The sequence below is a fragment of the Streptomyces sp. NPDC029216 genome (assembly GCF_040648015.1).
GTDB lineage: Bacteria > Actinomycetota > Actinomycetes > Streptomycetales > Streptomycetaceae > Streptomyces.
Genome location: NZ_JBEZWL010000007.1, coordinates 1 through 21,473, shown reverse-complemented (window position 1 = coordinate 21,473; position 21,473 = coordinate 1). Strand labels below are relative to the sequence as shown.

Sequence of the window (21,473 nt, the reverse complement as noted above, 5' to 3'; positions counted from 1 at the left end):
CGCACCATGTCGATCGACGTCAACAACGAGTCCGGAACCGAAGTCGACGAGCAGGCGATCCTCGACATTGCCCGCTACGCGCTCACCCGGATGCGGATCCACCCGCTCTCCGAGCTCTCCGTCATCGTCGTCGACGAGGACGCGATGGAGCAGCTCCACATCCAGTGGATGGACCTGCCCGGACCCACCGACGTCATGTCCTTCCCGATGGACGAGCTGCGTCCGCCGGCGAAGGACGACGAGGAGCCCCCGCAGGGGCTCCTCGGCGACATCGTGCTCTGCCCCGAGGTGGCGAAGAAGCAGGGCGAGGACGCCCCCACGCAGCACTCCATGGACGAGGAGCTCCAGCTCCTGACCGTCCACGGGGTGCTGCACCTGCTCGGGTACGACCACGAGGAGCCGGACGAGAAGGCCGAGATGTTCGGCCTCCAGGCGGCCATCGTCGACGGCTGGCGCGGTGAGCGCGGTCTGACCGGTCCCTCCCCGGCCCCGACCGTCTCGTGACCGGCGCCTACCAGCTGATCACCGGGGCGGTCCTGCTGACGGTGGTGGCCTGGTTCGCGGCGTGCGCCGAGTCCGGGATCGCCCGGGTCTCCAGCTTCCGGGCCGACCAGGCCGTACGGGAGGGCCGGCGCGGCAGCGCCAAGCTGGCCCAGGTCGCCGCCGACCCCACCCGCTACGTCAACGTGGCCCTGCTGGTGCGCGTCACCTGCGAGATGGCGGCGGGCGTGCTCGTCACGTACGTCTGCCTCGACGCGTTCGGGGAGAACTGGACCGCCCTGCTGGTGGCCATCGCCGTGATGGTGCTGGTCTCGTTCGTGGCGGTGGGCGTGTCCCCCCGTACGATCGGCCGCCAGCACCCGCTGAACACCGCGACGGCGGCCGCGTACGTCCTCGTACCGCTGGCGCGGATCATGGGGCCGATCCCGCAGCTGCTGATCCTCATCGGTAACGCCCTCACCCCGGGCAAGGGCTTCCGCAAGGGGCCCTTCGCCTCCGAGGCCGAGCTGCGCGCGATGGTGGACCTCGCGGAGGCGGAGTCGCTGATCGAGGACGACGAGCGCCGGATGGTGCATTCGGTCTTCGAGCTCGGCGACACGCTCGTGCGCGAGGTGATGGTGCCGCGCACCGACCTGGTGTGCATCGAGCGCTACAAGACGATCCGCCAGGCGACGACCCTCGCGCTGCGCTCCGGTTTCTCGCGGATCCCGGTCACCGGGGAGAACGAGGACGACATCGTCGGCATCGTGTACCTCAAGGACCTCGTCCGCCGCACGCACATCAACCGGGAGGCCGAGACGGACCTCGTCTCGACGGTGATGCGTCCGGCGGTCTTCGTGCCCGACACCAAGAACGCCGGGGACCTGCTGCGCGAGATGCAGTCGGTGCGCAACCACGTGGCCGTCGTCATCGACGAGTACGGCGGCACCGCGGGCATCGTCACGATCGAGGACATCCTGGAGGAGATCGTCGGCGAGATCACCGACGAGTACGACCGGGAGATCCCGCCCGTCGAGGAGCTGGGCGACGACCGCTACCGGGTCACCGCGCGTCTCGACATCACCGACCTCGGCGAGCTGTTCGGGGCCCTGGCCTTCGACGACGAGGACGTGGAGACGGTCGGCGGGCTGCTGGCGAAGGCCCTGGGCCGGGTGCCGATCGCCGGGGCCTCGGCGATGGTGGACCTGCCGGACGGGCGGCCCCTGCGGCTGACGGCCGAATCCCCGGCGGGACGCCGGAACAAGATCGTCACGGTGCTCGTGGAGCCGGTGGTTCCGGAGGCCGGCGAGGGTGTGGAGGGCGAATGACCCCGGCGGAGCTGCGCGCGTTCTGTCTGAGCTTCAACGCGGCGGTGGAGGAGTTCCCCTTCACCCCGGAGACCTCGGTGTTCAAGGTGCTGGGGAAGATGTTCGCGCTCTCGGCCCTGGACGGCGAGCCGCTGAAGGTCAACCTCAAGTGCGATCCGGAGGCGGCGGTGCGGCTGCGGGAGCAGCACGCCGCGATCGTCCCCGGCTGGCACATGAACAAGCGGCACTGGAACACGGTGACGGTGGGCGAGCTGCCGGACGCGCTGGTGCGGGAGCTGGTGGAGGACTCGTACGACCTGGTCGTGGCGGGGCTGCCGAGGGCGGAGCGGCTGCGACTGGACCGGCCGTAACAGCAGATTAGGGTCAAAGGTCATACGGGTCCGGGACCTTCGGATCACAGGGTGGACCTGATGGCTTGCTTAGGTTTGTCCTGCGCCCCGGGGGGAGGCGTGACGGGGGAAGGGCGCCCCGGCGGGGTCGTTGCACGGCACCGCCGGGGCGCTCCCTATGCTTTCGGCTATGACCGAGAGCAGCGTGGGAGCGGGGATCGACCCCGAGGACAGCAAGATCATCACCCTGGCGCGCAGCGCCCGGGCCCGCAACGGGGTCCCGGAGGGGGCGGCGGTGCGCGACGAGACCGGCCGCACGTACGTCGCCGGCACGGTGGAGCTGGACTCCCTCAAGCTCAGCGCCCTCCAGACGGCCGTCGCGATGGCCGTGGCCAGCGGCGCCCGCTCCCTGGAGGCCGCGGCCGTGGTCAGCGCGGCCGACGCCCCCGCGGAGGCCGACCGCGCCGCCGTCCGCGACCTCGGCGGCCCGGCCACCCCGGTCCTGCTGGCCGGCCCGGACGGCACCCTGAAGTCCACCACGCCCGCCGGGGCCTGAGACCCCCGGCGCGGCCTGACCGCTCGCCGCGCGGGCGGCCCCGCCGGACGCCGCCCGGCCGGGCTCAGGCCGCGGCCGGGGCGGCGGCCCGCTCCGGCCGGCGGCGGATCACCATCGCCATCAGCGCCGCCACCGCGCACAGCCCGCCCGCGGCGTACCAGACCAGGTCGTACGAGCCCAGCGCGTCACGGGCCACCCCGCCGAGGAAGGCCACCACCGCCGCGCCCACCTGGTGCGAGGCCAGCACCCAGCCGAAGACGATCGCACTGTCCTGCCCGTAGTGCTCCCGGCACAGGGCGATGGTCGGCGGGACGGTCGCGACCCAGTCCAGACCGTAGAAGACGATGAAGAACACCATCGGCGGGTGCACGGCGGGCGCCAGCAGCATCGGCAGGAACAGCAGGGACACCCCGCGCAGGGCGTAGTACACCGCCAGCAGACGGCGCGCCTCGAACCGGTCGGTGAACCAGCCGGAGGCGATGGTGCCGAGCACGTCGAACACGCCGATCACCGCGAGCAGCCCGGCGGCGGCCGTCACCGGCATCCCGTGGTCGTGGGCGGCCGGCGTGAAGTGGGTCCGGACCAGCCCGTTCGTCGAGGCGCCACAGATCGCGAAGGTACCCGCGAGCAGCCAGAACGGGCCCGTCCGGGCCGCCTGGAAGAGCACGGTCACGGCCCGCCGGGCCGCCCCCGGCACGGCCGCCGGCTTGGGCTCGTACGTGCCCCCGTACGGGGCGAGGCCCACGTCGGCGGGGTGGTCGCGCAGCAGCAGCCACACGAAGGGCACCACGGACAGCGCGGCCAGCGCCACGGTGACCGAGGCCGGGCGCCAGCCGTGGTGCTCCACCAGCCAGGACAGCAGCGGCAGGAAGATCAGCTGCCCGGAGGCGCCCGCGGCGGTCAGGATGCCCGTGACGAGCCCGCGCCGGGCGGTGAACCAGCGGTTGGTCACCGTCGCCGCGAAGGCCAGCGCCATCGAACCGCTGCCCAGGCCCACCAGCACGCCCCAGAACAGCACCAGCTGCCAGGAGGCGGTCATCCACACCGTGGCCAGCGAGCCGCCGGCGATGACGGTCAGGGCCAGCGCGACGACCTTCCGGATGCCGAAACGGTCCATCAGGGCTGCGGCGAAGGGAGCGGTCAGCCCGTAGAGCGCGAGGTTGACGGAGACGGCGAAGCCGATCGTGCCGCGCGACCAGTCGAACTCCTCGTGCAGGGGCTCGATGAGCAGTCCGGGGAGGGAGGCGAACGCCGCCGCGCCGATGATCGTCACGAAGGCGACGGCCGCGGCGAACCAGGCCCGGTGGATACGGCCGGGCTCGCGGGGGGCCGGGAGGGTGGCGGCCCGGGGGCTGGAGGGGGGTGCTGTCTGCGTCACCCCGACAGCATCCGGCCGGGGGTGCGTGGTACGACAGTGGCCTGACCGACATGCTTCGATACGATCGGGCCATGCCGATCGAGCCGCGCCCGCACCGTGTCGTCGTCCTCGTGCTCGCCGGGCTGCTGCCCTTCGAGCTGGGCATCCCCCACCGCATCTTCGGCCTGGCCAAAGACCGCGAGGGGCGGCGCCTGTACGAGATCCTGACCTGCGGGCTCGCCCCCGGGCCGGTGCGGACGGACGCCGACTTCGCCATCCACGTCGAGCACGGCCCCGAACTGCTCGCCACGGCCGACACCGTGGTGGTGCCCGCCTCGTACGAGCTGGGGCCGGTCCACGACGAGGGCCGGCTGACCGGTGAACTCGCGGCGGCCCTCGCCCACATCCGGCCCGGCACCCGGCTCGTCTCCATCTGCACGGGTGGTTACGTCCTGGCCGCCGCGGGGTACCTGGACGGCCGCCCGGCCACCACCCACTGGGTCTACGCGGAACACTTCCAGCGGATGTTCCCGGCCGTACGCGTGGACGCGAGCGTGCTCTACACCGACGACGGGGACGTCCTGACCTCCGCCGGGGTCGCCGCCGGCGTCGACCTGTGCCTGCACATCGTCCGCCGCGACCACGGCGCGGCCGTCGCGAACGAGACGGCCCGGCGGACCGTCGTACCGCCCCACCGGGAAGGCGGGCAGGCGCAGTTCGTCGACCGGCCCGTGCCCGCGCCGCAGCAGGCCAGCACGACGGCCGCGCGGGCCTGGGTACTGGACCGGCTGCACGAGCCGCTGCGGCTGAGCGACCTGGCCCGGCAGGAGGCCGTGTCGGTACGGACCTTCACGCGCCGCTTCCGCCAGGAGTCGGGGGTCAGCCCGGGGGAGTGGATCACCGGCCGGCGGGTGGAGCGGGCGCGGCAGTTGCTGGAGCGGACCGAGCTGCCGATGGAGGCGGTCGCGCGGGAGGCGGGCTTCGGGACGGCGCAGTCGCTGCGCAAGCACGTCCAGGCGGCGCTGGGGGTGAGCCCGACGGCCTACCGGCGGACGTTCCGGGCGTCGGGGGCGGGCGCGGGACCGGACCCTGATGGGCCGCCAGGTCCCGGGGTGCCCGTGCATTGACCTCTTCCGCCGCCCGCCCGGGGCCGGGTTCACCCCGGGTGCGGCCGTGACCGTCGCCGGGCGCGCGGGCGCCGCCGGGACGGCCGACCGGGTGACGGCCACCGCGGACCGCTCCGGGGCCTTCGGGACGGAGCCGGTGGTGGGGGAGCGGGGTACGACGGGGGTCGTGGCGTACGAGGGCACCACCTGGTCGGCGGAGCGGGGCTCGGCCCGGCGGCGTACACGGTCGACGCCGCGGTCGTGCTGGGGCTGCCCGCGTTCACCCCGCCGGGTGCGTACAGGGCGGCCCTGACCCTCACCCTGTCGTAGCCGGGCCGGGCGGGCCCGCCGCTGCGCGGGGCCGTCCCCTACCCGCCCTTCCACCGTTCCCGCCTCAATCGTCGGCGCGGCTATTTACAGCCCCGCCGGCGTTTGAGGGGCGGCCTGGTCGGCGTGCCGGGCGGCATCGGGGAGAATGGCCCGTATGAGCGATCGTTCCCCCGAGCCCACCGCCCCGCACCGCGCGGGCTTCGCCTGCTTCGTCGGCCGCCCCAACGCGGGCAAGTCGACCCTGACCAACGCGCTGGTGGGCACCAAGGTCGCGATCACCTCGAACCGGCCGCAGACCACCCGCCACACCGTCCGCGGCATCGTGCACCGCCCCGACGCCCAGCTGGTGCTGGTGGACACCCCCGGCCTGCACAAGCCGCGCACCCTGCTCGGCGAGCGGCTCAACGACGTCGTGCGCACCACCTGGGCCGAGGTCGACGTCATCGGCTTCTGCCTGCCCGCCGACCAGAAGCTCGGCCCCGGCGACAAGTTCATCGCCAAGGAGCTCGCGGGGATCAAGAAGACCCCCAAGATCGCCATCGTCACCAAGACCGACCTGGTCGAGTCCAAGCAGCTGGCCGAGCAGCTCATCGCGATCCAGCAGCTCGGCGCCGAGCTCGGCATCGAGTGGGCCGAGATCGTCCCCGTGTCGGCGGTCGGCGACAAGCAGGTCCAGCTGCTGGCCGACCTGATCGCGCCGATGCTGCCGGAGAGCCCCCCGCTCTACCCGGAGGGCGACCTCACCGACGAGCCCGAGATGGTGATGGTCGCGGAGCTGATCCGCGAGGCCGCGCTGGAGGGCGTACGGGACGAGCTCCCGCACTCCATCGCCGTCGTCGTCGAGGAGATGATCCCGCGCGAGAACCGGCCCGCCGACCGTCCGCTGCTCGACATCCACGCCAACGTCTACATCGAGCGGCCCAGCCAGAAGGGCATCATCATCGGCCCCAAGGGCTCCCGCCTGAAGGAGGTCGGCATGAAGTCGCGCAAGCACATCGAGGCGCTGCTCGGCACGCCGGTCTTCCTCGACCTGCACGTGAAGGTCGCCAAGGACTGGCAGCGGGACCCCAAGCAGCTGCGCAAGCTCGGCTTCTGAGCCGGCCGCGGCCCGTCGCCGGGCTCAGGCCAGGCGCCGGACCTTGAGGGTGTTGTCGTAGCCGTGCCCGGGCCGGTCGGCCTCCGCGCCGACCCGCTCGTGCTCGGCGCAGACCAGCACCTCCCAGCCGTCCTGCGGCAGCTCCAGGCCGTCCAGGACCTCCTGCGGGGTGGGGAAGTACAGCTCGGGGTGCGGGTTCTCGGCGCCCGGCGCGGGGCCGCCGTGCCCGGCCACGAGCAGGACCCCGCCGGGGGCGACGGCCGCGGCGGCGGTGCGCAGGATGCGCTCGCGGGGCATCTCGCCCGGGCTGTGCAGGAAGCAGGCCGCGACCAGGTCGAACTCGCCGGCGGGGAAGGACTCCCCGAGGTCGTGGCGCTCGAAGGTGATCCGGTCGGCCACGCCCGCGTCGGCCGCGTGCCCGGCGGCCCGCTCCAGGGCCACGGGCGAGATGTCGGTACCGGTCACGAGCCAGCCCCGCCCGGCCAGCCAGACCGCGTCGGCGCCCTCGCCGCAGCCGAGGTCCAGGGCCCGGCCGGGAGTCAGCTCCCCGGTCTCGCGGACCAGTACGGAGTTCGGCCGGCCGCTCCAGATCCGCTCGCTCTCCCGGTAGCGGGAGTCCCAGAACTCCTGGCCGACGGCCGTCGCGCCGCGCTCGCCGGGCCGGCCGTCGTGGCCGTGGTCGTGGCCCCGGTCGTCGCGGGGGTGGTCGTGGGTGGGGACGGGCACGGCGGTCTCCTCGGTGGGGCCTGTACGGACACCGCCGATGCTCCGCCCCCCGCCGTGACCGGGGCAATCCTTCTTGCCGTTCCCGCAAAACGGCGGAGCGCGCGCGGCCCGTTACGCGGCCGGCGGCTCCGCGATCAGGGCCGTTCCGACCCGGCGGAAGCCGGCGCGGGCGTAGATCCGGGCCACGTCCTCGTCGCCCGCCGACAGGAAGACCGTCCGCACCCCGCCGTCGAGGGCCTGGGCGACCAGGGCCGCCGTCACGCCGAGGGCCAGCCCCTGGCGCCGGGCGGCGGGCAGCGTACCGACCCCGACGACCTCGGCGACCTCGCCGACCGGGTTGTACTGGCCCGCGCACAGCACCACCCCGTCGCGGACGGCGGCCGCCATCCCGGTGCGCCCGTCCGCGAGCATTGCCGACACCCGGGCCCGGCGCTCCTCCACGGACGGGTCGGCCGGCGTCGCCGCCAGTTCAGCCGGCCCGGCCTGGCCCAGGGCCGTCCCCGGCTCCTCGAAGGCCAGCCGCACCACCGTCACCGCGGCCGCGAGCAGCGGGTCACCGGAGCCGAGGGTGCGGACCTCCGGGTGCGGGGCGAGCGGTTCGGCCGCGGTGTCCAGCACCATCAGCGGGTGCGCGTGGACGTGGAGGCCCGCCGCCTCCACCGCGGCCCGCAGGGAGGGGCTGTTTTCGGCCACCCATTCGAAGGCTTCGGGCACCTCCAGTTCCTTCTGCCTCTCCAGCACCTTCCGTACGTCGGCCGGGGTGGCGTCGGGGCCGCCGAGCGTGGGCCGCGCGTAGTAGGGCCAGCCGTTGCCCTCCTGGACGAAGAGGGTCAGCGGGCCGAAGTCCTCACCCCGGGCACCGCCCCGGCGGGGGACGGTGTCGTAGTACTGCTCCAGGGTGTTCAAGATCGTCGTGGTCATCCGGCCATCCAAGCAGGACCGTCCGGCCCGGGCACCCGCATTGCCGCCCGGGCCGCGGGTGCCCGCCGCTACGCGCCTTCCTTCAGTACCCGGGTGATCAGGCTGCGCTGGGCGTCCGAGAGGTGCGGGTCGTGGCAGGACACCGTCCGCCCGTCCACCGTGATGCGGTACGAGAACCCGTCCCGGACCCCGCCCGGCCCCTGGGCGGCCCGGGGGTCCGGCCGCAGGGCCAGCTGGGCCAGGGCCTGCCACTCCTCCTCGTCGGGCCGGCCCGAGGTGTCCACCTCGGCCCGGCGCTCGATCCCCGAGAAACCGCCCGTCCGCACCACTTCGATCTTCATACCGGCATTCCTACCCCAGGCCGACGGCCGCCCAGGCCTTCTGGAGGGCCTGGTGCTCGGCGCCGCCCTCCCCGAACCGGGTGACGGCGGCCGCCGTCGACAGCCGGGCGAAGTCCTTGAAGTCGGCCCGGGACTCCAGCTGCCCGCCGGTCAGGGTGTCGTACCAGATCTGCCCGGCCCGCTCCCAGGCCTTGCCGCCGAGCTCGGTCGCCACGATGTAGAAGGCGTGGTTGGGGATGCCGGAGTTGATGTGGACGCCGCCGTTGTCGCGCGAGGTGGCCACGTAGTCGTCCATCGTCGCCGGCTGCGGGTCCTTGCCGAGCTCGTCGTCGTCGTACGCCGTCCCCGGCGCCTTCATCGAGCGCAGCGCGACCCCGGTCACGTTGGGGCCCAGCAGCCCGGCCCCGATCAGCCAGTCCGCCTGGTCGGCGGTCTGGCCGAGCGAGTACTGCTTGATCAGCGAGCCGAAGACGTCCGACATCGATTCGTTGAGGGCGCCGGACTGGCCGTGGTAGTCGAGGTTGGCCGTGTACTGGGTGACCCCGTGGGTCAGCTCGTGCCCGATGACGTCCACCGACACCGTGAAGTCGACGAACAGGTCCCCGTCCCCGTCGCCGAAGACCATCTGCTGACCGTCCCAGAAGGCGTTGTTGTAGTCCTCGCCGTAGTGGACGCTCGCGTCCAGCGCCAGCCCGGAGCCGTCGATCGAGCGCCGGCCGAAGCCCTTCAGGAACAGTTCGTACGTGGCCCCGAGCCCGGCGTACGCGCGGTTGACGGTGGCGTCCTTGACGGCGTCGGCGCCCTCGGCCCGGACCTTCTTCCCGGGCAGCCGGGTGTGGTGCTGGGCGTCGTAGACCGTCCGCCGCGGTCCTTCGGGGGCGGAGGCGTCCACCGCCGCCGGGGCGATCCCGCGGACGGTGCTGATCCGCCGCCGGGTGCGCAGGAGGGCGTCGGTCTCCAGGGTGCGCTGCGCGGCGTCGGCCCGGGAGGAGTCGGCGGACCGGGCGGCCTTGTCCAGCAGGTGCGGCGGCACCACGGTGCAGAAGACGGGGTGGTGGGGGGCGTGTGCGTGGGAAAGGAAGGCATCCATCCCGGAAATGTGGCAGTGGGTGATGGTGGTGTCACTACTGGCGAGCATGATTCATTCGGTTGTCTCAAAGCCGTCGCGCCGTGTTGACGGATCCGCCGGACCTTGCCGGATGAAAGGAGTCCTGGGTCACAAAGGGTACAAATCGGACACGTCGGTCTTGCATACTGAAACAGGTCCTCGCGATACGGCGCGGCTCGGTTAGGCTCGGCCCATCATGCGTTTCGGGCTGCTTCTCCTTAGCTGCCGCGGCGAGGGTCTGTAGTCGTAGGCCGGCCCCCTCCCCGCGGAGTTTGGTGTTGCGGTTTTTACGACCGCCGTCGGCCGTTCAGCGAACTACACGCGGACACGCGAGGAGCCCAACGCCATGAGCCAGCACACTTTCGTCGGTCGCCCCACGCCCATCACGAACGCGACCCACACCCAGAAGCCCTCCGGGATGCCGATCCACAAGTACGGCGTGTACGAGCAGGTGGACATCCCGGACCGCACCTGGCCGAACGCCCGCGTCACCAAGGCTCCGCGCTGGCTGTCCACCGACCTGCGCGACGGCAACCAGTCGCTGATCGACCCGATGACCCCCGCCCGCAAGCGCGAGATGTTCGACCTGCTGGTGCGCATGGGCTACAAGGAGATCGAGGTCGGCTTCCCCTCCTCCGGTGAGACCGACTTCGCCTTCGTGCGCTCCATCATCGAAGAGGGCGCGATCCCGGACGACGTCACGATCTCCGTACTGACCCAGGCCCGCGAGGACCTGATCGAGCGGACCGTCGAGTCGCTGATCGGCGCCAAGCGCGCCACCGTGCACCTGTACAACGCGACCGCCCCGACCTTCCGCCGGGTCGTCTTCCGCGGCTCCAAGGAGCAGATCAAGCAGATCGCCGTCGACGGCACCCGCCTGGTCATGGAGTACGCCGACAAGCTGCTGGGCCCCGAGACCGTCTTCGGCTACCAGTACAGCCCCGAGATCTTCACCGACACCGAGCTGGACTTCGCCCTGGAGGTCTGCGAGGCCGTCTGCGACGTCTGGCAGCCGGGCGAGGGCCGCGAGATCATCCTGAACCTGCCCGCCACCGTGGAGCGCTCGACGCCCTCCACCCACGCGGACCGCTTCGAGTGGATGGCCCGCAACCTGACCCGCCGCGAGCACATCTGCATCTCCGTGCACCCGCACAACGACCGCGGCACCGCCGTCGCCGCCGCCGAGCTGGCCCTGATGGCCGGCGCCGACCGCATCGAGGGCTGCCTGTTCGGGCAGGGCGAGCGCACCGGCAACGTCGACCTGATCACCCTGGGCATGAACCTGTTCTCCCAGGGCATCGACCCCCAGATCGACTTCTCGCAGATCGACGAGATCCGCCGCACCAGCGAGTACTGCAACCAGATGGAGGTCCACCCGCGCCACCCCTACGCGGGCGACCTGGTCTACACCGCCTTCTCCGGCTCCCACCAGGACGCCATCAAGAAGGGCTTCGACGCCATGGAGGCCGACGCGGTCGCCCAGGGCAAGACCGTCGACGAGATCGAGTGGGCCGTCCCGTACCTGCCGATCGACCCGAAGGACGTCGGCCGCTCCTACGAGGCGGTCATCCGGGTCAACTCCCAGTCCGGCAAGGGCGGCATCGCCTACGTCCTGAAGAACGACCACAAGCTGGACCTGCCGCGCCGCATGCAGATCGAGTTCTCGCGGATCATCCAGGCCAAGACCGACGCCGAGGGCGGCGAGGTCACGCCGAAGGCGATCTGGGAGGTCTTCTCGGACGAGTACCTGCCCAACCCCGAGAACCCGTGGGGCCGCATCCAGCTGCGCTCCGGCTCCACCGCCACCGACAAGGACGGCACGGACACGCTGACCGTCGAGGCGGTCGTGGACGGTGTGGAGACGGTCCTGACGGGCACCGGCAACGGTCCCATCTCGGCCTTCTTCGACGCGCTGGCCGGCATTGGCGTGGACGCCCGCCTGCTGGACTACACCGAGCACACGATGAGCGAGGGCGCCTCCGCCGTGGCCGCCTCGTACATCGAGTGCGCGATCGACGGCCGGGTCCTGTGGGGCATTGGCATCGACGCCAACACCACCCGCGCCTCCCTGAAGGCGGTCATCTCCGCCGTCAACCGCGCGGGCCGCTGATCCACCCCTGACGGAGCCCCGCCCCTCCAGCCGGAGCGGCGGGGCTCCGTCATGCCGTCCGGGGCCGTCAGGGGCCCGTCGGCCGGGGGCGCAGATCGGCCAAGTGCGCCCCCGGGCCCATGTTGTCTTGTCGCACGACTGACGCACACTCACCGATGTGGCTAACATCACGCCAACCCGGCGTCGTTGCCGGGGGGTTACGGAGGTGCGACGTGCTGCCAGTTCGGGGTGGGAACGGCCGGAAGCTGACGCTCTGGGGCATCCGTACCATCTGGAACACCGTGGGCGACGGGGAGTTCTTCTGCCCCGGCTGCGGTGGTGACCGCAACTACCGCCGGCGCACCGGGCGCCGCCGGTTCACCGTCCTCGGACTGCCGCTGCTGCCGCGCGGGCAGGCGGGGCCCGTCGTGGAGTGCCAGGCCTGCCGGGAGCGCTTCGGGACCGAGGTACTGGACCACCTCACCACCACCCGCTTCTCCTCGCTCCTGCGCGACGCCGTGCACACCGTGACGCTGGCCGTGCTCGCCGCGGGGGGGACCTCCTCGCGCAGCGCGCTGGAGGCCGCCGTGTCGGCCGTACGCGCCGCCGGCTTCCAGGACTGCACCGAGGAGCAGCTGGAGTCCCTCGTGGAGGCGCTGGCCACCGACGAGGGCCGGCTGGGGCTGTACGACGGGCCCGAGTGCTGCGGGGCCGCGCTGTCCATCGAGCTCCACGAGGCGCTGGAGCCGCTCGCCGCGCACCTGGCCGCCCCCGGGCGCGAATCGATCCTGCTGCAGGGCGCGCGGATCGCCCTGGCGGACGGGCCCTACATCCCGGCCGAGCGCGAGGTGCTGGCCACCGTGGGCGCGGCGCTGCGGATGGCCTCGGACGAGGTGGCCGGGCTGCTGTCGGCGGTGCGCGCCCCCTAGGAGGCCTCCGTACGTCGATCCGGGCCCGGCGGGGAGGTCTTCCGCCGGGCCCGGACGCATTTCGGGGGCCCGAAATCCCAGGATGTGGGCGTTCGGGAAGTAACGATCCGGCCTCTGCGGCGTGAACCGGAGGGTCGTTCGGTCCGTGCACGGGGTGGAGTCCCCAATTCCGTACAAAATTTCCGCATTTCGGACGGCCGAAATGGGGCCGTCGGATTTGCGTGGCCGAATGCTTGCGTACCAGGTCATCGCCTGTCAGAGCAGGGAACTTCGCAGGTGTGCAGGGGGAACGACCTGCTCGGGGGCCTGTCGCCCATACTCCTGTACGCGGCTGCCCGCCATGGGAGAAACCTCCAGAGACAAGGTCTCTGAACGTCAACACTTTGTCGAAGTCTCCGATATCTGTGAGCACTTCCACAGGCGTTCAATTCCGGTCACACGACGAGATCTGCGTGTTCCGACTGACAACCCCGGCGGACCAACGGGTTAGCGACCCACTCCGGCCAGGGGATAACCAGCTTCCTCTCAGTTACCTACCTCCTTGAAGGGCAAGGCAGAGATGGCACGTGTCGCCGCCCGGCTTTCCGAAAGCGGAGAGCAGAGCTCGCACCCGGTCGACGAGGTGCTCCCCCTCCCCAAGCTCGCGCTGTACGGCTTCCAGCACGTACTCGCCTTCTACGCCGGCGCGGTGATCGTCCCGATCATCGTCGGCAGCGCGCTGAAGCTGAGCCCTGAACAGCTGGTCTACCTGATCAACGCGGACCTCTTCACCTGCGGTATCGCCTCGATCATCCAGGCCTGGGGCATCGGACGCGTCGGCGCCCGGCTCCCGCTCATCCAGGGCGTGACCTTCACCGCCGTCTCCCCGATGATCGCCATCGGCCTCGGCGCGGGCGGCGGAACCGCCGCGCTGCTGGTCATCTACGGCGCCGTCATCACCGCCGGCCTCGCGACCTTCGCCTTCGCCTGGCTGCCCGCCAAGGCCTTCCGCGCGGTCATGCGGCTGTTCCCGCCGGTGGTCACCGGCACGGTGATCACGGTCCTCGGCATCGTCCTGATCCCGGTCGGCCTCAAGGACGCCGCAGGCGGCGCCCCCACCGTGGCCGACGGCGGCGTCCCGACGCAGCTGGCCTACGCCGGCGGCACCATGCTCTTCATCCTCGTCCTGATGAAGTTCGGCGGACCGTTCCTGCGCAGCATCGGCATCCTGCTCGGCCTGGTCGGCGGCACGGCCGTCGCCTTCCTGCTCGGCGACGCCAAGTTCGGCGACGTGGGCAAGTCCGACTGGATCGGCGTCACCACCCCCTTCCACTTCGGTGCCCCGAAGTTCGAGTGGTTCCCGATCCTCCTCATGCTGATCGTCATGCTGATCACCATGGTCGAGACGACCGGTGACACCTACGCCGTCGGCGACATCGTCGGCAAGAAGGTCGACAGCGAGACCGTCGCCCGCGCCCTGCGCGCCGACGGCGCCGCCACCGCCCTCGGCGGCATCCTCAACTCCTTCCCGTACGTGGCCTTCGCCGAGAACGTCGGCCTGGTGCGGATGACCAAGGTCAAGAGCCGGTTCGTGGTCGTGGCCGCCGGCGCCTTCATGATCGTCCTCGGTCTGATCCCCAAGGCCGCCGCGATCGTGGCCTCCGTCCCGCCGGGCGTGCTCGGCGGCGCCGCCACCGTCATGTTCGGCATGGTCGCCCTCGCCGGTATCCAGACCCTGGCCAAGGTGGACCTCAAGGAGGAGAAGAACGCCCTGATCGTCGGCGTCCCGCTGGCCTTCGCGCTCTTCCCCGCCACCGTCCCGGTCTACTTCGACAAGCACATGAGCCCGGACCTGTCCTCGCTCCTCAACAGCGGTGTGACCCTCGGTGCCACCGCCGCCATCGTCCTGAACCTGATCTTCAACGGCCTGGCCAAGGACGACGCGCAGACCGCCGCCCCGGCGGCCGAGGCCCTGGCCGAGGTGCTGTCCGAGACCCTGACCGGCCACGTCGAGCTGCCCGCCCAGCCGTCCGCCGCCCCGGCGGCCGCCGAGAAGGCCGGCTCCGCGAAGGCGGACGCGGCGAAGCCCGAAGCCGCCAAGGAGGACGCCGCCAAGGAGGACGCCGTGAAGGCAGACGCCGTGAAGGCGGACGCGGCGAAGCCCGAAGCCGCCAAGGACGACGCCGCGAAGCCCGACGCCGCGAAGCCCGACGCCGCGAAGGACGACGCGGTGAAGGCCGATGCCGAAGAGGCCGACGAGGCGGGAGCTCCCGCCGTCTGACCGCCTCCCTGATCCTCCCAAGGGGTGCCACCCCCGTCCGGACACCGCTCCGGACGGGGGTCGGTGCTGTCCGCGCGCAGGGGACAATGGGCGCATGAGTCTGTTCCGCGACGACGGCATCGTGCTGCGCACCCAGAAGCTGGGTGAGGCGGACCGCATCATCACGCTGCTCACCCGCGGCCACGGCCGCGTCCGGGCCGTCGCCCGCGGAGTACGGCGCACGAAGTCCAAGTTCGGCGCCGGGCTGGAACCTTTCTCCCACGCCGACGTGCAGTTCTTCGCCCGCGGCAGCGAGCTGATCGGCCGCAGCCTGCCCCTGTGCACCCAGACCGAGATCATCGCCCCCTACGGCAACGGCATCGTCACCGACTACGCCCGCTACACCGCCGGCACCGCGATGCTGGAGACCGCCGAACGCTTCACCGAGAACGAGGGCGAACCCTCCGTACAGCAGTACCTCCTGCTCGTCGGCGCCCTGCGCACCCTCTCGCGCGGCGAACACGCACCGCACCTGATCCTCGACGCCTTCCTGCTGCGCTCCCTGGCTGTCAACGGCTACGCGCCCAGCTTCGAGGACTGCGCGAAGTGCGGGATCCACGGACCCAACCGGCACTTCTCCGTCGCCGCCGGCGGGGTCGTATGCGGCGACTGCCGGGTCCCCGGAAGCGTCGTACCATCTGCTGAGGCCATCGGGCTGCTCAGCGCCCTGCTGACGGGGGACTGGCCGACGGCCGACGCGGCGGAGCCGCGGTACGTGCGCGAGGGGAGCGGACTCGTCTCCGCCTATCTGCACTGGCACCTGGAGCGCGGGCTGCGTTCCCTGCGTTACGTAGAGAAGTGACCGAGATCGGAGACCGAAGCGCCATGGCAGTACGCGGATTCCTGGGACTCTCCCGCCGTGATTACACGCTCCCCGAACCGCACCCGTCCGGCGCCCGTCCGCCGAAGATCCCGGGCGAGCTGGTGCCGGAGCACGTCGCGATCGTGATGGACGGCAACGGCCGCTGGGCCAAGGAGCGGGGCCTGCCGCGCACCGAGGGCCACAAGGTCGGCGCCGAGCGGGTCCTCGACGTCCTCCAGGGCGCGATCGAGATGGGCGTCAAGAACATCTCCCTGTACGCCTTCTCCACCGAGAACTGGAAGCGCTCGCCCGACGAGGTGCGCTTCCTCATGAACTTCAACCGCGACTTCATCCGCAAGACCCGCGACCAGCTCGACGCCCTCGGCATCCGGGTCCGCTGGGTGGGGCGCATGCCCAAGCTGTGGAAGTCCGTGGCCAAGGAGCTCCAGATCGCCCAGGAGCAGACCAAGGGCAACGACAAGCTGACGCTGTACTTCTGCATGAACTACGGCGGCCGCGCCGAGATCGCCGACGCCGCCCAGGCCCTCGCCGCGGACGTGAAGGCCGGCCGGCTGGACCCGTCGAAGGTCAACGAGAAGACCCTCGCCAAGTACCTCTACTACCCGGACATGCCGGACGTGGACCTGTTCCTGCGCCCCAGCGGCGAGCAGCGCACGTCCAACTACCTGATCTGGCAGAGCGCCTACGCCGAGATGGTCTTCCAGGACGTCCTGTGGCCGGACTTCGACCGTCTCCACCTGTGGGACGCCTGCATGGAGTACGCCAAGCGCGACCGCCGCTTCGGCGGCGCGGTCCCGAACCAGCCCGAGGGCTCCGAGAGCTGACCCCGGTACGACTCCGCCGCCGTGGCCCTGACGGGCCCGGCGGCGGAGGCAGTGGTATTTCGGCCGGATTCCGACCGGTGTTCGACCGGAATCCGAGCTTTTCGGGCTAACCGGCGGCCGCGCAGTCCGCGCAGGTGCCGAAGATCTCGACGGTGTGGGCCACGTTCACGTAGCCGTGCTCGGCCGCGATGGATTCCGCCCACTTCTCCACCGCCGGGCCCTCCACCTCGACGGCCTTGCCGCACTTGCGGCAGACCAGGTGGTGGTGGTGGTCGCCCGTGGAGCAGCGGCGGTAGACGGACTCGCCGTCGCTGGTGCGCAGCACGTCCACCTCGCCGGCGTCCGCCAGGGACTGGAGGGTGCGGTACACGGTGGTCAGGCCCACGGAGTCGCCGCGGTGCTTGAGCATGTCGTGCAGCTCCTGGGCGCTGCGGAACTCGTCCACCTCGTCCAGCGCCGCCGCCACGGCGGCCCGCTGCCGGGTGGACCGTCCTCGTACTGGCGCGGTATTCGTCTCGCCAGGCGCAGTCGCCACCGGTTCCTCCTCGTTTCGGCCTCGCCCCATTGTGCCAGGCGGCCGGTCCTACTGGACCTTCACGTCGTCCCGGGTGCAGACCACCTCGGCGGCCCGGGCGGCCTTCGCGCGGCGCCGGGCCAGGGGCGTGGACAGGGCCGTCGTGGTCACGAAGACGGCGATCGCGAGCAGCACGATCGTGCCGCCCGACGGCGCGTCGATGTAGTAGGTGGCGGCCGTACCGCTGAGGGAGACCACCACGCCGATCGCCATGGCCAGCGACAGGGTCGCGGTGAAGCCGCGGGTGACCCGCTGGGCGGCCGCGACGGGGATCACCATCATGGCGCTGACCAGCAGCAGGCCCACGATCCGCATGGCCACGGTGACGGTGACGGCGGCCGTGACGGCCATCAGCAGGTTCAGGGCGCGCACCGGCAGGCCGGTGACGCGGGCGAACTCCTCGTCCTGGCAGACGGCGAAGAGCTGGCGGCGAAGGCCCAGGGTGGCGGCGAGCACGAAGGCCGCGAGGACCAGGACCGCGGTGACGTCCTGCTGCGAGACGGTGGTGATCGAGCCGAAGAGATAGGTGGTCAGGTTGGCGGTCGAGCCTCCCGGCGCCAGGTTCATGATCATGACGCCGCCGGCCATGCCGCCGTAGAACAGGATGGCGAGCGCGATGTCGCCGCTGGTCTTGCCGCGGGAGCGGATCAGCTCCATGCCGACGGCGCCGATGATGGCGACGAGCGTCGCCATCCACACCGGGCTCGTGTGGAACAGGAAGCCGAGCGCGACACCCGTCATCGCCACGTGGCCGATCCCGTCGCCCATGACGGCCTGACGCCGCTGGACGAGGTACGTGCCGATGGCGGGGGCGGTGAGCCCGACGACCACGGCCGCGATGAGCGCCCGCTGCATGAAGGCGTAGTTCAGGAGGTCCATCAGCTCAGCAGTCCCGTCCGCAGGGGCTCGGCGTCCTGCGCCGCGTGGGGGTGTACGTGGTCGTGGCCGGGCAGGGCGTGCTGGCCCACGGCCTCCGGGGGCGGGCCGTCGTGGACGACGCAGCCGTCACGCAGGACGACGGCGCGGTCGATCAGCGGCTCCAGCGGGCCCAGCTCGTGCAGGACGAGCAGAACGGTCGAGCCGGCCGCCACCTGCGCGCGCAGCGCGTGAGCGAGAACCTCCTGGTTGGCGAGGTCCACGCCGGCCATCGGCTCGTCCATGATCAGCAGTTCGGGTTCGACGGCCAGCGCCCGGGCTATGAGCACGCGCTGGTGCTGGCCGCCGGAGAGGGCGTTCACGGAGGCGTCGGCGTGCGTGCCCATGTCCACCAGGGCCAGGGCGCGGTCGACGGCTGCCCTGTCCGCCTTGCGCAGGACGCCGAAACGGGAGCGGGCCAGACGGCCGGAGGAGACGACCTCGCGGACGGTGGCCGGGACGCCGCTGGCGGCGGTGGTGCGCTGCGGGACGTAGCCGATGCGCGACCACTGCCGGAAGCGCTTGAACTCGGTGCCGAAGAGGGAGAGCGTCCCGCCGGACAGCGGGACCTGGCCGACGACGGCGCGGACGGCCGTGGACTTGCCGGAGCCGTTGGCGCCGAGAAGGGCGACGACCTCACCGCGTCGGACGGTGAGGTCGACCCCGCGCAGCACGGGGCGTGAGCCGAGCGAGGCCGTGGCCCCGCTCAGGGATATGACGGGCTGGTCCGTTGCCTTCGTGGGCGGGGACTGCATGGCACGCGCCTCCGTTGCTGCTACTGCCATTACTTGCTACCGAGTGCCTTCTGGAGGTTCTTCAGGTTGGCGTGCATGACCTCGAAGTAGTCAGCACCCTGGGACTTGTCCGTGATTCCCTCAAGCGGGTCGAGGACATCGGTCTTCAGGCCCGTGTCGGCGGCGAGGGTCTTGGCCGTCTTGTCGCTGGCCAGGGTCTCGAAGAACACGGTGGACACATTGTCCTTCTTCGCGACGGCCTGGAGGTCCTTCATCCGGGCCGGGCTGGGTTCGGCCTCCGGGTCGAAGCCGGCGATGCCCTCCTGGTCGAGGCCGTAGCGCTCGGCGAGGTAGCCGAAGGCCGAGTGCGTGGTGATGAAGGTCTTGGTGGCGGTGTTCGCCAGACCGTTCTTGTACTCGGTGTCCAGGGCGGTCAGCTTGGTCACCAGCTCGCCGGTGTTCTTCTGGTAGTCCGCGGCGTGGGCCGGGTCGGCCTTCTCCAGGGCTGCGCCGACGCCCTTGGCGACCTCGGCGTACTTCACGGGGTCGAGCCAGATGTGCGGGTCTTCGCCGGCCTCGTTGTGGCCCTCGCCCTCGCCCGCACCCTTGGGCTCGGCCGCGTGGTCGTGGTCGTCGTGGCCGGAGGAGCTGTGCACTTCCAGCTTGGTGAGGGTGGCGGCGTCGACGATGTTCTTCACGCCGGACTGGGCGACGGCCTTGTCCACGGCGGGCTGGAGGGACTTGAGGTAGAGCACCAGGCCGGACTCGCCGAGCTGGGCGGTCTGCTGCGGGGTGATCTCCAGGTCGTGCGGTTCGACCCCCGGCTTCGTCAGGGTGTCGACCTTCACGTGCTCCTTGCCTATCTGCTCGGCGAGGAACTGCATGGGGTAGAACGACGCCGTCACGGCGAGCTTGCCGTCCTCGCCGCCCTTGGTGTCGGCTCCGGAGCAGGCGGTCAGGGCCGTGGCGCCGAGGGCGACGGCACCGGCGAGGGCGGCGGTGGGTATGAGGCGTCGTACGTTCATGACATCCATTTTCATCAAAGGTGGAAACGGTTGTCAACAAGGCAGGTAGGGGGCCCGGGGGAGCATGCTGGAAGGGGATACCGACTTGAAGTGGAGGGTGCGGGCGCCGGTAACCTAAAGCCTTCGCCGTTCGTCCTCGTAATGAAGAGAGCACCGTGGCCGCCGACAAGATCGAAACCATCGTCAGCCTGAGCAAGCGCCGTGGCTTCGTTTTCCCTTGCAGTGACATCTACGGCGGCTCTCGGGCTGCCTGGGACTACGGTCCGCTGGGTGTCGAGCTCAAGGAGAACATCAAGCGCCAGTGGTGGAAGGCGATGGTCACCGGGCGTGAGGACATCGTCGGCCTCGACTCCTCCGTGATCCTGGCGCCCGAGGTCTGGGTGGCCTCCGGTCACGTCGCCACCTTCTCGGACCCGCTGACCGAGTGCACCTCCTGCCACAAGCGTCACCGTGCCGACCACCTGGAAGAGGCGTACGAGGCCAAGCACGGCCGCGTGCCCGCCAACGGCCTCGCCGACGTCAACTGCCCCAACTGTGGTGTGAAGGGCCAGTTCACCGAGCCGAAGCAGTTCTCCGGCATGCTGGAGACCCACCTCGGCCCGACCCAGGACACCGGCTCGAAGGCCTACCTGCGCCCCGAGACCGCCCAGGGCATCTTCACCAACTTCGCCCACGTCCAGACCACCTCGCGCCGCAAGCCGCCGTTCGGCATCGCGCAGATGGGCAAGTCCTTCCGCAACGAGATCACGCCGGGCAACTTCATCTTCCGCACGCGCGAGTTCGAGCAGATGGAGATGGAGTTCTTCGTCAAGCCGGGCGAGGACGAGCAGTGGCAGGAGTACTGGATGCAGGAGCGGTGGAACTGGTACCGCGGCCTGGGCATGCGCGAGGAGAACATGCGCTGGTACGAGCACCCGAAGGAGAAGCTGTCCCACTACTCGAAGCGCACCGCCGACATCGAGTACCGCTTCAACTTCGGTGGCAGTGAGTTCTCCGAGCTGGAGGGCGTCGCCAACCGCACGGACTACGACCTCAAGGCCCACTCCGCCGCCTCCGGCCAGGACCTCACGTACTTCGACCAGGAGGCCGGCGAGCGCTACACCCCGTTCGTCATCGAGCCGGCGGCCGGTGTCAACCGCGCCATGCTCGCCTTCATGCTCGACGCGTACATCGAGGACGAGGCCCCGAACGCCAAGGGCGTCATGGAGAAGCGCACCGTGATGCGCTTCGACCCGCGCCTGGCCCCGATCAAGGTCGCCGTCCTGCCGCTGTCCCGCAACCCGCAGCTGTCGCCGAAGGCCAAGGGCCTGGCCGCCGACCTGCGCAAGAACTGGAACATCGAGTTCGACGACGCGGGCGCCATCGGCCGCCGCTACCGCCGCCAGGACGAGATCGGTACGCCGTTCTGCGTCACCGTCGACTTCGACACCCTGGACGACAACGCGGTGACCGTGCGCGAGCGCGACACCATGAAGCAGGAGCGCGTCTCCCTGGACCAGATTCAGACCTACCTCGGCAGCCGTCTGCTGGGCTGCTAGGTCCCGGGCCTGAAAGACCGGTGGCCCGGTGCGCGATCGCGCACC

Annotated in this window: 21 protein-coding genes; 12 read left to right on the top strand and 9 right to left on the bottom strand. The window is 71.1% G+C overall.

Annotation, left to right across the window (positions count from 1 at the left end; translation table 11 throughout):
• Positions 1 to 6 precede the first annotated feature (6 nt).
• From ybeY to AB0F18_RS04645, 4 genes are all read left to right on the top strand, one after another.
• The gene (ybeY, locus tag AB0F18_RS04660) at positions 7 to 504 is read left to right on the top strand and encodes an rRNA maturation RNase YbeY (RefSeq protein WP_362054987.1); all 498 of its coding nucleotides are present in this window, start codon (positions 7 to 9) and stop codon (positions 502 to 504) included.
• Positions 501 to 1,808, top strand: coding sequence for a hemolysin family protein (locus AB0F18_RS04655; RefSeq protein ID WP_362054985.1), 1,308 nt, complete (start codon positions 501 to 503; stop codon positions 1,806 to 1,808). The genes ybeY and AB0F18_RS04655 overlap by 4 nt, the downstream gene beginning before the upstream one ends.
• On the top strand, positions 1,805 to 2,158 hold the full coding sequence (locus AB0F18_RS04650; protein ID WP_344156017.1) for an MmcQ/YjbR family DNA-binding protein: 354 nt from the start codon (positions 1,805 to 1,807) through the stop codon (positions 2,156 to 2,158). Before AB0F18_RS04655 ends, AB0F18_RS04650 begins: the two co-directional genes overlap by 4 nt.
• A gap of 169 nt (positions 2,159 to 2,327) precedes the next feature.
• A complete protein-coding gene (locus tag AB0F18_RS04645; protein ID WP_079426830.1) occupies positions 2,328 to 2,693 on the top strand; it encodes a cytidine deaminase in 366 nt (121 codons plus the stop codon).
• Positions 2,694 to 2,757: 64 nt separating this feature from the next.
• Here AB0F18_RS04645 and AB0F18_RS04640 read toward each other — a convergent pair whose 3' ends face one another.
• Complete coding sequence (locus AB0F18_RS04640; RefSeq protein ID WP_362054983.1) at positions 2,758 to 4,071, bottom strand: MFS transporter; 1,314 nt, start codon at positions 4,069 to 4,071, stop codon at positions 2,758 to 2,760.
• Between the two features lie 71 nt (positions 4,072 to 4,142).
• Here AB0F18_RS04640 and AB0F18_RS04635 point away from each other — a divergent pair, with 71 nt between their 5' ends.
• Both AB0F18_RS04635 and era read left to right on the top strand, forming a co-directional pair.
• Positions 4,143 to 5,177, top strand: a complete 1,035-nt coding sequence (locus AB0F18_RS04635; protein WP_362054981.1) for a helix-turn-helix domain-containing protein — start codon at positions 4,143 to 4,145, stop codon at positions 5,175 to 5,177.
• 463 nt (positions 5,178 to 5,640) lie between these two features.
• The gene (era, locus tag AB0F18_RS04630) at positions 5,641 to 6,582 is read left to right on the top strand and encodes a GTPase Era (protein WP_362054979.1); all 942 of its coding nucleotides are present in this window, start codon (positions 5,641 to 5,643) and stop codon (positions 6,580 to 6,582) included.
• 24 nt (positions 6,583 to 6,606) lie between these two features.
• Here the strand turns inward: era and AB0F18_RS04625 are convergent, their stop codons facing one another.
• The 4 genes from AB0F18_RS04625 to AB0F18_RS04610 form a co-directional block, all read right to left on the bottom strand.
• Positions 6,607 to 7,308: a class I SAM-dependent methyltransferase gene (locus AB0F18_RS04625; RefSeq protein WP_362054977.1), complete on the bottom strand. Its 702-nt coding sequence runs from the start codon at positions 7,306 to 7,308 to the stop codon at positions 6,607 to 6,609.
• A gap of 111 nt (positions 7,309 to 7,419) precedes the next feature.
• Entirely contained in the window at positions 7,420 to 8,229 is an 810-nt protein-coding gene (locus AB0F18_RS04620; RefSeq protein ID WP_362054975.1) for a GNAT family N-acetyltransferase, read from the bottom strand.
• Positions 8,230 to 8,297: 68 nt separating this feature from the next.
• Positions 8,298 to 8,570: a protealysin inhibitor emfourin gene (locus tag AB0F18_RS04615; RefSeq protein ID WP_362054973.1), complete on the bottom strand. Its 273-nt coding sequence runs from the start codon at positions 8,568 to 8,570 to the stop codon at positions 8,298 to 8,300.
• A gap of 10 nt (positions 8,571 to 8,580) precedes the next feature.
• Positions 8,581 to 9,660: a M4 family metallopeptidase gene (locus AB0F18_RS04610; protein WP_362054972.1), complete on the bottom strand. Its 1,080-nt coding sequence runs from the start codon at positions 9,658 to 9,660 to the stop codon at positions 8,581 to 8,583.
• Between the two features lie 364 nt (positions 9,661 to 10,024).
• On the opposite strand from AB0F18_RS04610, the gene leuA reads away from it, so the two are divergent.
• The 5 genes from leuA to AB0F18_RS04585 all read left to right on the top strand — a co-directional run bounded on the left by leuA (position 10,025) and on the right by AB0F18_RS04585 (position 16,642).
• A complete protein-coding gene (gene leuA / locus AB0F18_RS04605; RefSeq protein WP_362054970.1) occupies positions 10,025 to 11,788 on the top strand; it encodes a 2-isopropylmalate synthase in 1,764 nt (587 codons plus the stop codon).
• A 212-nt stretch (positions 11,789 to 12,000) separates the two neighbouring features.
• Complete coding sequence (locus tag AB0F18_RS04600; protein ID WP_362054968.1) at positions 12,001 to 12,696, top strand: TerB family tellurite resistance protein; 696 nt, start codon at positions 12,001 to 12,003, stop codon at positions 12,694 to 12,696.
• A 559-nt stretch (positions 12,697 to 13,255) separates the two neighbouring features.
• Positions 13,256 to 14,956, top strand: coding sequence for a solute carrier family 23 protein (locus AB0F18_RS04595; RefSeq protein WP_362054966.1), 1,701 nt, complete (start codon positions 13,256 to 13,258; stop codon positions 14,954 to 14,956).
• A gap of 94 nt (positions 14,957 to 15,050) precedes the next feature.
• Positions 15,051 to 15,797 carry a DNA repair protein RecO gene (gene recO / locus AB0F18_RS04590; protein WP_362054965.1) on the top strand — a complete coding sequence of 249 codons (747 nt, stop codon included), beginning with the start codon at positions 15,051 to 15,053 and terminating at the stop codon, positions 15,795 to 15,797.
• A gap of 23 nt (positions 15,798 to 15,820) precedes the next feature.
• Complete coding sequence (locus AB0F18_RS04585) at positions 15,821 to 16,642, top strand: isoprenyl transferase (RefSeq protein ID WP_362054963.1); 822 nt, start codon at positions 15,821 to 15,823, stop codon at positions 16,640 to 16,642.
• A 106-nt stretch (positions 16,643 to 16,748) separates the two neighbouring features.
• Here the strand turns inward: AB0F18_RS04585 and AB0F18_RS04580 are convergent, their stop codons facing one another.
• The 4 genes from AB0F18_RS04580 to AB0F18_RS04565 are packed head-to-tail and all read right to left on the bottom strand — an operon-like array spanning position 16,749 to position 19,890.
• Positions 16,749 to 17,177: a transcriptional repressor gene (locus AB0F18_RS04580; RefSeq protein WP_150519707.1), complete on the bottom strand. Its 429-nt coding sequence runs from the start codon at positions 17,175 to 17,177 to the stop codon at positions 16,749 to 16,751.
• A 48-nt stretch (positions 17,178 to 17,225) separates the two neighbouring features.
• Positions 17,226 to 18,095 carry a metal ABC transporter permease gene (locus tag AB0F18_RS04575; RefSeq protein ID WP_362054961.1) on the bottom strand — a complete coding sequence of 290 codons (870 nt, stop codon included), beginning with the start codon at positions 18,093 to 18,095 and terminating at the stop codon, positions 17,226 to 17,228.
• The gene (locus AB0F18_RS04570; protein WP_362054960.1) at positions 18,095 to 18,886 is read right to left on the bottom strand and encodes a metal ABC transporter ATP-binding protein; all 792 of its coding nucleotides are present in this window, start codon (positions 18,884 to 18,886) and stop codon (positions 18,095 to 18,097) included. The genes AB0F18_RS04575 and AB0F18_RS04570 overlap by 1 nt, the downstream gene beginning before the upstream one ends.
• Positions 18,887 to 18,915: 29 nt before the next feature.
• Positions 18,916 to 19,890, bottom strand: a complete 975-nt coding sequence (locus AB0F18_RS04565) for a metal ABC transporter substrate-binding protein (RefSeq protein ID WP_362054958.1) — start codon at positions 19,888 to 19,890, stop codon at positions 18,916 to 18,918.
• A gap of 155 nt (positions 19,891 to 20,045) precedes the next feature.
• Between AB0F18_RS04565 and AB0F18_RS04560 the strand changes: the two genes are divergently transcribed.
• Positions 20,046 to 21,428: a glycine--tRNA ligase gene (locus AB0F18_RS04560; protein ID WP_362054956.1), complete on the top strand. Its 1,383-nt coding sequence runs from the start codon at positions 20,046 to 20,048 to the stop codon at positions 21,426 to 21,428.
• The last annotated feature ends 45 nt before the right edge of the window (positions 21,429 to 21,473 follow it).